Source organism: Caulobacter sp. LjRoot300, assembly GCF_964253875.1.
Classification (GTDB): domain Bacteria; phylum Pseudomonadota; class Alphaproteobacteria; order Caulobacterales; family Caulobacteraceae; genus Caulobacter.
In genome coordinates this window covers 75,747-87,561 of sequence record NZ_CAXUSA020000006.1, presented here as the reverse complement: position 1 = coordinate 87,561, position 11,815 = coordinate 75,747, and the positions used below count along the sequence as shown (strand labels likewise).

Below are 11,815 nucleotides of genomic sequence, written 5' to 3'. Positions count from 1 at the left end.
CCATGCGAGTATATCACTACCTGAGCAAGAAATGGGGCTTAGACGACGTAAGGAACCGCCGTGTCCGCATATCCCGTGTCAGGGACGTGAATGACCCATTTGAACTGGCTCCAGTGGCTTTGAACGACACTACCAGGCGCAAAACCTTCAAGCTTTGGCGGAAAAAATTCGACGCCGCGTTCGGTTTGATCTGTTTTAGTACAGAAACGGGAAACCCGGTCCAGTGGAGCCACTATGGCGACCGACATCGCGGCATGGTATTGGGATTTGACCTGCCCGGCGAGGTCTTGGCGAAGGTCGAATACCGTCGCACACGTCTTCCTGACAACTACTTTGACCGATTGTTGGATGAATCGCCATTGATCTCAGACTTGGCGATGCGGAAGATCATGGCCACGAAGTACGCTCATTGGCGCTACGAATCCGAATATAGGCTGTGGTGCGAGATCCACGCGGCCAATGCCGTTGGTGAGCACCATTTCCAGACCTTTGGTGATGGCCTACGCCTTCGGGAAATCATCGTCGGCGCCAATTCAGACATAACGCGCGCTGAGGTCGCTGACGCGCTGGGCGGGATGACCGGTGTGAAAATCTGGAAGGCTCGACTGGCGTTTCACTCGTACCGGATCGTCAAAAATCGCGGCGCCAGTCTGTGGCTCTGATGACCAAGACCGCGCAGGCCTAGATCCGGCCTCCCCCCGAAGGGCATGAGCCACGCGGCGGAAGCAGGCGTTGAAGTTCTGTGCTATCGTTGCGACATAAGCCCGAACGAGATCCGTATTTCCCGGCGCATTCCCTGGCGGGACGCACCGGCCTTTTGAGACCAGACCGCCATGACCCTTGAAGACGTGACCGAGATCGAAGCCGAGACCCGCACCGGCGCGATCAAGATCCACAAGCCCGCCGACTTCGAGGGCATGCGCCGCGCCGGCAAGCTGGCGGCCGAGTGTCTGGACATGCTGATCCCGCACGTCGTGCCCGGCGTGTCGTCCGACCACCTGGACACCCTGGCCCGCGAGTTCATCCTCGATCACGGCGCCCTGCCCGCCTGCCTGTTCTATCGCGGCTATCCCAAGACGGTCTGCATTTCGCGCAACCACGTGGTCTGCCACGGCATCCCGGGCGAGTGGGCGCTGCGCGAGGGCGACATCGTCAATATCGACGTCACCGTGATCGTCGACGGCTGGCACGGCGACACCTCGCGGATGTACGGCGTCGGCGAGGTGGGCCCGCGCGCCCGCCGCCTGGTCGAGATCACCTACGAGGGCATGAAGCGCGGCCTGGACGCGGTCAAGCCGGGCGCGACCCTGGGCGACATCGGCTACGCCATCCAGTCCTATGTCGAGGCCCAGCGCTGCAGCGTGGTGCGCGACTTCTGCGGCCACGGCCTGGGCAAGGTGTTCCACGACGCCCCGAACATCCTGCACTTCGGCCGCCCCGGCCAGGGCGCGGTGCTGAAGCCGGGCATGTTCTTCACCGTCGAGCCGATGGTGAACCTGGGCAAGAGCGCGGTGAAGGTGCTGGGCGACGGCTGGACGGCCGTGACCCGCGACAAGTCGCTGTCGGCCCAGTGCGAGCACTCGATCGGCGTGACCGAGGACGGCTACGAGGTGTTCACCGCTTCGCCGACGGGGCTGTTCCAGCCGGCGATCCTGGGCGGCTGAAGATTAGACCCTCTCCCGGGAGGGAGAGGGAGGGGCCCGCGCCGATAGGCGTGGGAGGGTGAGGGGTTACACCTTTACCGTTTTCTCTGAGCGCCCTGCCGGCACGCCGTCGGACGTCTAAACCCCTCACCCTCCCACGCTTCGCGCGGGCCCCTCCCTCTCCCTCCTGGAGAGGGCGACATCGACTCGACAACCCTTAATTGATCTGACCTAATCCCCTCTCGCACGATGGGAGCGAGATGGTCAGCGGCAGATCACTGAAGGCGACCCCGCCGGGCGTGGCCGACGCCGCCCCGGCCAGCCCGCCGGCCAGAAGCTCGCCCGCTCATCAGATGGGCCATCGCGAGCGCCTGCGCGAACGGGCCAAGGCTGGCGGCCTGTCGGCCCTGCCCGACTACGAGCTGCTGGAGCTGTACCTGTTCCGCACCTTCGCCCGCGGCGACGTCAAGCCGATGGCCAAGGCGCTGCTGGCCCGGTTCGGCTCGTTCGGGGCGACGCTCTCGGCCTCGATCGAGGAGCTGAAGACCGTGCCGGGGGTCGGCGAGACCGCCGCCATCGACCTGAAACTGCTGCACGAGGCGACCCTGCGGGCCGGCCGCGACAAGCTGGCCAAGCGGACGGTGATCTCGTCCTGGACGGCGCTGCTGGGCTATGTCCGCGTCGCCCTGGCCAACGAGCCGCGCGAGCAGTTCCGCGTCCTGTTCCTGGACAACAAGAACCAGCTGATCGCCGACGAGGTGATGAACCACGGCACGGTCGACCACGCCCCGGTCTATCCGCGCGAGGTGATGCGCCGGGCGCTGGAGCTGTCGAGCAGCAACCTGATCCTGCTGCACAACCACCCCAGCGGCGATCCGACCCCGTCGCGCCCGGACATCGAGATGACCAAGCAGATCGTCGAGGCCGGCAAGGCGCTGAAGATCGGCGTCCACGACCACCTGGTGGTCGGCCGCGACGGCGTGGCCAGCTTCAAGGCGCTGGGTCTGTTCTGAGCGTGCAGCGCGCGCCGATACAACCGGCTTTTGCATTTCGGATCACCGGCTATAGTCAACCTTCAGCCGGGGGGCTTTTCGGAGGACTGCGATGAATCGACGTTTTCTCCTCGCCTCGGCTCTAGGCCTGCTGATCCCCGGGATCGGCCAGGCCCAATCGAATGAACAGCGCGGCAGGCCCGGTGGCGGTCCTGGCGGCGGACAGGGTGGCGGACGCCCGCCCTCGGGATCGGGCCCGCCGCCCCGGCCCAACCCCGGCGGTCCGCCGCCCCGGCCCATGCCGAAGCCGAAGCCCCGTCCGCCGGGCGGCCATCGCCCGCCGCCGCCGCGTCCCGGCCGGCCGCCGCCCCTGGGACCACACCGCCCCGGCACGGGCCGCCCGCCCGGCTTCCGGCCGATCCGCGGGCCGCGCTGGCGCTACCCGCGCGGCTATCGCTACCGGCGCTGGACGATCGGCCTGATGCTGCCGCCGCTGTTCCTGGCGCCCGGCTACTATTACGAGGACTACTGGCGCATGGGGCTGGAAGGTCCGCCGTGGGGCTATCGCTGGGTGCGCTACGGGCCCGACCTGCTGCTGGTCGACACCCGCACTGGACGGATCGACGACGCGATCTACGGGGCGTTCTACTAGCACATCGCGCGGCTTGCTCGCGGAGCGCCCCCCTCAGTCGCTCCGCGACAGCTCCCCCAGAGGGGGAGCATCTGCTCGGAAAAGATCCTCCCCCTCTGGGGGAGGTGGCCCGAAGGGCCGGAGGGGGCTTGCCACCTTGACCGTCCGCCCGCGATCCCCGAGCGTGGCCGCCTCAACACCGCGTCGGAGCCCAGATGACCCGCCTGCTGACCGTTCTCCTCGGCTCCGCCGCCCTGTTCGCCTCAACCGCGGCCCCTCTCTCAAGCCGGGCGGCCGACGCCTCCAAGGCCGGCGAGGTCTCCAAGGCCGATCGGGCCCTGCACGAGCAGGTCCTGACCCTCGACACCCACCTCGACACGCCAGAGCACTTCGCCCGGCAGGGCTGGAGCATGGCCGAGCGGCACGCGGTCAAGGCCGACGGCACCCAGGTGGACCTGCCGCGCATGGACGCCGGCGGGCTGGATGGCGGGTTCTTCGTGATCTACACGGCCCAGGGCGAGCTGACCGCCGAGGGCTATCGCCAGGCCCGCGACTTCGCCCTGGAACGCGCGACGGAGATCCGCGAGATGGTCGCGGCCCATTCGGACAGGTTCGAACTGGCCTACACCGCCGACGACGCCGAACGGATCAACAAGGCCGGCAAGAAGTTCGTCTTCCAGAGCATCGAGAACAGCTGGCCGATGGGTGAGGACCTCACCCTGATGGACACCTTCTACAAGACCGGCGTGCGCATGGCCGGGCCGGTGCACTTCAAGAACAACCAGTTCGCCGACAGCTCGACCGACAAGCCGATCTGGCATGGCTTCTCGCCCCTGGGCCTGCGCTGGCTGGCCGAGGCCAACCGGCTGGGGATCCTGATCGACGTCAGCCACGCCTCCGACGACGTGGTCGACCAGGCCGTGCAGTTGTCGAAGGTCCCGATCATCGCCTCGCATTCGGGGGCCCGGGCGATCTATGACCACCCGCGCAATCTGGACGACGGCCGGCTGAAGAAGATCGCCGACGCCGGCGGGGTGATCTGCATCAACTCGGTCTATCTGAAGAACACCGCCGCCAGCCCCGAACGCCTGGCCGCCCTGAAGGCCCTGGGGACAGCGCCCGACAGCGAGACGGCGACCGAGGCCGAGATGGTCGCCTATCTGAAGAAGCGCGCCGAGGTCGACGCCAGGTTCCCGCCCGTCCGCGCCAGCTTCGAGGACTTCGTGGCCAGCCTGACCCACACCCTGAAGCTGGTCGGGCCGCAGCACGTGGGCATCGGCGCCGACTGGGACGGCGGCGGCGGGGTGATCGGCTTCGAGGACGTCGCCGACCTGCCCAAGGTCACCGCCCGGCTGAAGGCGGCCGGCTACACCGACGCCGACGTGGCGGCGATCTGGGGCGGCAACGTGCTGCGCGCCGTCCGCCAGGCCCAGGACTACGCGGCCCAGCAAGCCGCCAAGGCCAAGCCTATCGGATAACGTCGTTATCGATTACCCTGGCCGGACATCGGTCCGGGAGGGTTCCGAATGGTTCGTGTCGCGTGTTGGGCCGGCGTCGCCGCCCTGGTCTGGCTCGCCGCGCCGACGGCGACCTGGGCCGCCAGCTTCGACTGCGCCAAGGCTGGTACGCCCACCGAGAGGGCGATCTGCAAGGACGCGGCGGTCTCCAAGCTGGACGAGCAGGTGGCCGCGGCGTTCAAGGCGGCCCAGGGCCTGTGGCCGGCGGGGAACTGGTCGACCTTCGTCCGCAACGAACAGCGGGAGTGGCTCAAGGACCGCAATGGCGTCTGCAAGGCCGACGTCGCCTGCTTGAAGGAGGATTACGAGCGCCGCCTGACCTTCCTGACCCATCCCAGCCTGAAATGGATGGGCCGCTACATCGCCGGGCGCTGCCCTGACGACGGCGTCTATCTGGACGTGACGCCCAGCTATCCCGACGCCGGCATCGGGGCCGAGCTCTACGTCTGCCCCGACCCGAAGGGCAACATGCTGCTGCAGGCCAGGGGCGACGTCGACGCCTCGGGCAGGCTGAGCTTCGAGGACGCCGGCTGTCCGCGCGTGCTGACCCTCACCCAGGACACGGCGACCCTGTCGGCGCCCAAGACCGAGCACTGCGCGATGGGAACCGACCTGAAGGTGTTCCGCCGCGATCCGGCCAAGTCGCCCTATCTGTCGGAGTAGGCCATGCCTCGTCTCGCCGCCGCCCTCGCGGGCCTGCTGCTGATCGCGCTCGTTTCCGTCGCGGGGGTCGCGCCGGCCGCCGCCGCCAGCTTCGACTGCGCCAAAGCCCGCACCAAGGTCGAGAAACTGATCTGCAAGGATCCGCAACTGTCGCGGCAGGACGAGGACCTGGCCAAGGCCTATGGCGAGGCGCTGAAGCTCTGGGACGGCAAGATCGCCGCCTATGTGCGGATGAGCCAGCGCGGCTGGGTGGGTTCGCGCGCCCTGCTGCCGCCCGACATGGGCCAGGGCGGGATCCTGTGCATCGACGACGCGACCGCCCTGTCCTGCCTGCGCGCCATCCATGCCGACCGCATCGCCGTGCTGAGGAATCCGGGCTTCCGGCTGAGCGGGATCTATACACGGGGCCAGGACTTCCTCGGCGTCAAGGCGACGCCGACGGGGCTGGAGCTCGCCTATCAGCTGGCCGACGCCAACACCTCCCAGGGCTTCACCGACGACGGCGCCAAGGTGAAGGTCCTCCCCGGTCAGACCATCGTCGCCTTCCCGCTGGCCGGGACCGGCCCCGACGCCTGCCGGCTGGACGCGTCGTTCAGCATCGACCAGGTGACCGTGACCCAGAAAGGCCCGTGCGGCGGGGCGCAGCTGGGCGGCTGGTGGAAGCGAGACCAGACGCGGGATCCGGAAGCGGAGCTGTTCTAACGCCTCACCCGTTGTCATCCCGGCCTCGGGTCGCGCAAGTGGCCCGCCCAGCGGCGGGCGGGCGCAGCGCTTGTCCGGGACCCAGGACAGCCGCACCGCCTTGCCCAGTCCCCTGGGTCCCGGACAGCCTCTGCGAGGCTTCCGGGATGACAACCATGGAGGCTTTAAGATCGCACACGCCTTGTCCACGCGTCCCACACTCGCCAGCCCAGCAGCACCGTCAGGATCGCCGCATAGACCAGCGGCGGCCGGTGGTCGGCCTTGACCAGCAGGTAGTAGTGGACCACGCCCAGCGGGACGATCAGGTAGATCAGCCCATGCAGCCTCTGCCAGGTCGCGCGGCCCAGGCGGACTACCCAGCGGTTCGTCGAGGTCACGGCCAGTGGGACCAGCAGCACGAAACCCGCCATGCCCAGGGTGATGAACGGCCGCTTGAGGATGTCCTTCCACAGCTGGCCCCAGTCGAAGAACAGGTCGACGCCGATATAGGTCAGCAGGTGCAGGGCGATATAGCTGAAGGCGAACAGGCCGATCGTGCGGCGGAAGCGGACCAGGCGCGGCTTCTTCAGGATGCGCGCGGCGGGGGTGATCGCCAGGCCGACCAGCAGCAGGCGCAGGCCCCAGACGCCGATCTGGCGGATCAGGGCCTCGATCGGATTGGCCCCCAGGTCGCCGCTGAACCCCCGCCAGGCCAGCCAGACCAGCGGCGCGAGACAGGCCAGCCAGACAGCGGCGTAGACCAGGTTGTCCATGGTTTTCGAGGGGCGTTTCTTGGCACCGCGCGCACCCCCTCCGGCCCTCCGGGCCACCTCCCCCAGAGGGGGAGGATCTATGACACCAAGCTGCTCCCCCTCTGGGGGAGCTGTCGCGAAGCGACTGAGGGGGCTCTGCAGCGGCATCAGAAGTTCCGCTTCAGGTCCATGCCGCGATAGAGGTCGGCGACGTACTGGCCATAGCCGTTGAACGGCAGGGTCTCGCGGCGGCGGAACTCGCCGATGCGGCGCTCGGTGGCCTGCGACCAGCGCGGATGGTCCACAGCCGGATTGACGTTGGAATAGAAGCCGTACTCGCGCGGCGCCAGCACGTTCCAGGCGGTGGCCGGCTGCTTCTCGACCAGGCTGATCCGCACGATCGACTTGGCGCCCTTGAAGCCGTACTTCCACGGCACGACCAGCCGCAGCGGCGCACCGTTCTGGTTGGGCAGGACGTCGCCATAGAGGCCCACGGCCAGGATCGTCAGGGGGTGGACCGCCTCGTCGATGCGCAGGCCCTCGCGATAGGGCCAGGCCAGGGTGTCCCAGCGCTGGCCGGGCATTTCGGACGGCCTCATCAGGGTCTCGAAGGCCACGAACCTGGCCTTCGAGGTCGGCTGGACCTGGGCGATCAGGTCCTTGAGCGGGAAGCCCACCCACGGGATCACCATCGACCAGCCCTCGACGCAGCGCATGCGGTAGATGCGCTCCTCCAGCTTCTGGCCCTTGATCAGGTCGTCGATCGCGAAGCTGGCCGGCTTCTCGCATTCGCCGTCGACGCGCACCGTCCAGGGGCGGGTCTTCAACGAGCCGGCGTTCTCGGACGGATCCTCCTTGTTGACCCCGAATTCGTAGAAGTTGTTGTAGCCGGTGATGTCCTTCTTCGGCGTCGGCGGCTCGGTGGTCGAGAACCCGGGCTTGTAGGCCAGGCCCCGCGCGCCGGCCGTCCCCGCCGCCGCCAGCAGGCCGAGCCCCGCCGCCCCGCCGATGAACGCGCGCCGGCGCAGATAGAGGCCCCGGTCGGTGACGTCGTTGTCGGTCAGGTCGGGGGCGTGGCGGATCAGCATGGCGGGCTCCGGGGAAGCTACCCTGGAAGATACGCATTGGAAGCGCCAATGGTTACAGCGGCCAGGAGGCGCTTTTCCGCGCCGCGCGTGATCGCCCCAAAGGCGAGGTGACCCAACACACACTTTTAACTAGTATTTTTCTCAATTTCGCGCATAGATCGCACTCGAACGCCGCCGGCTGTCGGCGACGTCGTCTTCCGTCGACCCCTGCCGGCGGACGGAAGTCGAGACACAGGGAGAGCGTCATGGGTTTCTATGGTCCTGAGCCATTCGACACGGCCGAGGCGACCTACGTCTGGACCGGCCTGCGCGAACCGGGCTTCTTCAGCGTCAGCGTCAAGGGCGCCGCGCCGAACTTCACCACCGGCATCCAGCTGGTCCGCGATCCCCACTTCGTCGGCGGCCTGGCGATCGACGTGATGGGTTGGACCGGCCCGTTGGCCAAGGGCACGACGCCCTACGCGGTGCATGCCGCGTTCGGCGGCATCTATCTGCCCAAGATCCTGATCGTCGGGCAGAACAAGCGCCTGCTGATCGACGTGAAGGAGATCCCCTTCACCACCGACGAGGCCTATGTGAACCACCTGACGGTCGCCCGGAAGCTCGAAACGGCCTAAGGCCGCCGGCCGGCCGGCGACGTCTGGCCAGGATGAGCGGTGTTTTGACGGGGGTTTTGACGGGGACATGCACGTGTGCGTGTCCCCAGCCGCGTTGAGACGGGCGCGAACGGCATAGGGATTTACCGCAAAAAACCTGTCATCCCCGGACGAGCGCGCAGCGCGAAGATCCGGGACCGGGGCGTGAAAACATGCGCTTCCGGCGGTCGCGGGTCAGCCCCGCCTTTCGCCGGGGTCCGCCCGGGATGACAAGGCTTTTGTGCGGAGGCATAGGCGACAGCCTTCCTCCGAAACACCGCTACCGCTTCACCACCGCCTCAAACGCCGCCCGCGCCTCGGCCTTGGCCCTGGCCAGCTTGGTCTTCAGCGACCGGAACTCGCGCACGCCGCCGGCCCGGGCCAGCAGCGCCCGGAACGCCTTGGGCTCGGTGTCGGGGTCGTGGCCGTCCTCCAGCGCCACTTTCAGCAGCTGCGACAGGTCCTGCTCCAACCGCCAGGCGGATTCCAACGCCGCCAGGGCCGCCGCGTCGCCCAGGTCCGCGCGGCCCAGCGCCGCCAGCGCTTCGCCGGTGTTCTGCGCCAGGGGGCCGCCCTGCGCCGCATGGACCAGTTGCAGGAACTGGGCGGCGAACTCGATGTCGACCAGGCCGCCGGGGGTGAGCTTGAGGTCCCAGTCGCCCTTACTGGGCCGCTCGTCCTCCATCAGCTGGCGCATCTCCAACACGTCGACGGCGGTCTTCTTCGGATCCCGCGCCCGGCGCAGGGCGGTGGCGATCGCCGCCTCGGCGCGGGCCTGGAACGCCGGCGACGAGGCCCAGATCACCCGGGCGCGGGTCAGGGCCAGCAGCTCCCAGGTCTCGGCCTCGCGCGCATAATAGTCCTCGAAGGCCGCGAAACTGACCGCCACCGGGCCCTTGGTGCCCGAGGGCCGCAGCTTGAGGTCCACCTCGTACAGCGTGCCCTCGCCGGTCGGGGCCGACAGGGCCGAGGTCAGGCGCTGGGTGAAGCGGGCGTAGAAGCTCTCGGCGCCCCAGCCCTTGATCGCCGACGGCCTCCCGGGATCGTCGGCCGCGTAGAGCGTCATCAGGTCCAGGTCCGACTTGGCGGTCATCTCGCGTGAGCCGGCCTTGCCCAGGGCGACCACGGCCACCTGACCCGGGAACGCGCCGCCCAGCCGCTCGACCTCGGCCAGGGCCGCGGGAGCCAGTCCGCCGACGATCAGGTCGGCCAGGTCGGCGAAGGCCGCCCCGGCGTCGCGGGCGCCCGCCGTGCCGCTGATCACCCGCACCCCGATCCGGAAGCTCTGGTCGCGGAACAGCCGCCGCGCGGCGTCCATCGCCCCCTCGAAGTCGGCCGGATCCCAGGACGCCTCGGTCGGCATCTCCATCGGCCCGAAGAAGGCCGGGTCCAGCAGGGCGTCCAGCGCCGTGGGCCGTCGCGCCAGGGTGATGGCCAGGCGCGGGGCGAAGGCCATCACCTCGACGATCAGCTCGAACAGTCGCGGCTGGGCCAGGAACAGCGACTGGATCTGCACCCCGCTGCTGAGCCCCGCGAAGAAGTCGCCGAAGCGGTTGAAGGCGTCGTCCGGGGCGCCGGTGGCGTTGGCGGCGTCCAGCAGGCGCGGGGCCAGGCGGGTGAACAGCTCGCGGCCCCGCGCGGTGCGGGTGGCGGCGATATGGCCGTGGTGCCAGCCGCGGATGGTGGCGGCCACCCGCTCGGGATGGGAAAAGCCCATGCGCTTGAGCGTGGCCAGGGTCTCCGGATCGTCCTCGACACCGGTGAACACCAGGCTGCCGAACCGCGACGACAGCGCCTCTTCGCCCTTGAACAGCGCGCCGTAGCGGCGGTTCACGCCCTTGAGGATCTGGCCGACCACGGCGTCGAAACTGCGCAACGCCGCGTGACCCCACAGGGCGGCCACCTTCTTGCGATCGGTATCGGACTCCGGGAGCTTGTGGGTCTGGTCGTCGGCGATCATCTGGGCCCGGTGCTCCAGGGCGCGCAGGTCGCGATAGGCCTTGATCAGATAGTCGCGATCCTCGGGCGTGACATGGCCGGCCTCGGACAGGGCGGCCAGGGCGTCCAGGGTGCGGGGGCTGCGCAGGTCCGGATGACGACCGCCCAGGATCAGCTGCTGGGTCTGGACGAAGAACTCGATCTCGCGGATGCCGCCGCGCCCCAGCTTCAGGTCCGCGCCCTTGGCGGTCAGGCGGTCGTCGACCTTGTAGGCGTGGATCTGGCGCTTGATCGAGTGGATGTCGGCGATGGCGGCGAAGTCGAGGTTCTTGCGCCAGATGAACGGCTGCAGCTCGGCCAGGAACGCTGCGCCGCGCGCGAAGTCGCCGGCGCAGATCCGCGCCTTGATGTGGGCCGCCCGCTCCCAGTTCTGGCCGACGCTCTCGTAGTAGTCGAGGGCAGCGTCGATCGGCATGGCCGGCGGGGTCGAGGACGGGTCGGGGCGCAGGCGCAGGTCGATGCGGAACACGTAGCCGTCGGCCGTCCGCTCGGCCAGCAGCCGGCCCAGATGGTTGGCGATGCGCACCGCCACGCCCTGCGGCTCGACGCCCTCGGCGACCGGCAGGGCCTCCGGCGCGTAGAAGATCGAGAAGTCGATATCGCTGGAATAGTTGAGCTCGAACGCCCCGTGCTTGCCCATGGCGATGCAGAACAGGCCCGGGGCCGGGCCGTCCGAGCCTTCGCCGACGTGGGTCAGGGCCCCGCGCGCCACCTCCAGCCGCACGGCCTGGGCCAGGGAGGCGTGCAGGGTCGCGTCGGCGAAGCGGGTCAGGGCGCCGGTGACCGCGTCCAGGTCCCAGACCCCGCCCAGGTCGGCGAGGGCGGTCAGCAGGTGCAGGTCGGCCTTCAGCTCGCGCAGCGCGCGGCGGGCGGTCTCGAAGTCGGGCTCGGCGGCGACGGCCTCGGCGGCGGCCAGGACCTGGGCGAGCCGCGCTTCGGGATCGCCGTCCAGGAGCGCGGGCAGCCGCTGGCCGTCGCGCCGCGCCAGGCCGCTCAGGTAGGGCGAGGCGGCGAAGATCGGCGCCAGGGCCGGCCAGGCGGCCTCGACCAGCGGCGCGGCCTCGCCGAACCGCCGGACGATGGTCTCGTGCGCCCGTTCGGCGGCCTTGGGATCGACCACGGGGCCGCAGGGGGTGAGGCGTTCGAGCAGGCGAGTCATGGCCGCCACTGTGGCGCGGGCGGGCGGCGAGGTCATCCCGTCTCGTGTGACCTCCG

General features: G+C 69.0%; 11 protein-coding genes. 8 read left to right on the top strand and 3 right to left on the bottom strand.

The features are described 5' to 3' along the window. Nucleotides 1–119 precede the first annotated feature (119 nt). The 7 genes from ACSQ2G_RS20090 to ACSQ2G_RS20060 all read left to right on the top strand — a co-directional run bounded on the left by ACSQ2G_RS20090 (nt 120) and on the right by ACSQ2G_RS20060 (nt 6,148). On the top strand, nt 120–662 hold the full coding sequence (locus ACSQ2G_RS20090) for a DUF2971 domain-containing protein (protein ID WP_436033908.1): 543 nt from the start codon (nt 120–122) through the stop codon (nt 660–662). Nucleotides 663–833: 171 nt separating this feature from the next. After that, nucleotides 834–1,664, top strand: a complete 831-nt coding sequence (gene map, locus ACSQ2G_RS20085; RefSeq protein WP_436033906.1) for a type I methionyl aminopeptidase — start codon at nt 834–836, stop codon at nt 1,662–1,664. 239 nt (nt 1,665–1,903) lie between these two features. Beyond that, entirely contained in the window at nt 1,904–2,656 is a 753-nt protein-coding gene (gene radC, locus ACSQ2G_RS20080; RefSeq protein WP_404979934.1) for a RadC family protein, read from the top strand. 277 nt (nt 2,657–2,933) lie between these two features. Continuing rightward, nucleotides 2,934–3,287, top strand: coding sequence for an RcnB family protein (locus ACSQ2G_RS20075; protein ID WP_436033904.1), 354 nt, complete (start codon nt 2,934–2,936; stop codon nt 3,285–3,287). Between the two features lie 194 nt (nt 3,288–3,481). Then, nucleotides 3,482–4,744, top strand: coding sequence for a dipeptidase (locus ACSQ2G_RS20070; protein WP_436033902.1), 1,263 nt, complete (start codon nt 3,482–3,484; stop codon nt 4,742–4,744). Nucleotides 4,745–4,792: 48 nt separating this feature from the next. Beyond that, nucleotides 4,793–5,446: a lysozyme inhibitor LprI family protein gene (locus ACSQ2G_RS20065; protein ID WP_436033900.1), complete on the top strand. Its 654-nt coding sequence runs from the start codon at nt 4,793–4,795 to the stop codon at nt 5,444–5,446. 3 nt (nt 5,447–5,449) lie between these two features. Next, the gene (locus tag ACSQ2G_RS20060) at nt 5,450–6,148 is read left to right on the top strand and encodes a lysozyme inhibitor LprI family protein (protein WP_436033898.1); all 699 of its coding nucleotides are present in this window, start codon (nt 5,450–5,452) and stop codon (nt 6,146–6,148) included. Nucleotides 6,149–6,312: 164 nt separating this feature from the next. On the opposite strand, the gene msrQ is transcribed toward ACSQ2G_RS20060, so the two are convergent. After that, entirely contained in the window at nt 6,313–7,047 is a 735-nt protein-coding gene (gene msrQ, locus ACSQ2G_RS20055; protein WP_436033896.1) for a protein-methionine-sulfoxide reductase heme-binding subunit MsrQ, read from the bottom strand. After that, nucleotides 7,047–7,967, bottom strand: a complete 921-nt coding sequence (msrP, locus tag ACSQ2G_RS20050; protein WP_436033894.1) for a protein-methionine-sulfoxide reductase catalytic subunit MsrP — start codon at nt 7,965–7,967, stop codon at nt 7,047–7,049. The genes msrQ and msrP overlap by 1 nt, the downstream gene beginning before the upstream one ends. 245 nt (nt 7,968–8,212) lie before the next feature. On the opposite strand from msrP, the gene ACSQ2G_RS20045 reads away from it, so the two are divergent. Further along, complete coding sequence (locus ACSQ2G_RS20045) at nt 8,213–8,584, top strand: hypothetical protein (protein WP_436033892.1); 372 nt, start codon at nt 8,213–8,215, stop codon at nt 8,582–8,584. A 298-nt stretch (nt 8,585–8,882) separates the two neighbouring features. Here ACSQ2G_RS20045 and ACSQ2G_RS20040 read toward each other — a convergent pair whose 3' ends face one another. Continuing rightward, a complete protein-coding gene (locus ACSQ2G_RS20040; RefSeq protein ID WP_436034052.1) occupies nt 8,883–11,759 on the bottom strand; it encodes a bifunctional [glutamine synthetase] adenylyltransferase/[glutamine synthetase]-adenylyl-L-tyrosine phosphorylase in 2,877 nt (958 codons plus the stop codon). Between the last annotated feature and the right edge of the window lie 56 nt (nt 11,760–11,815).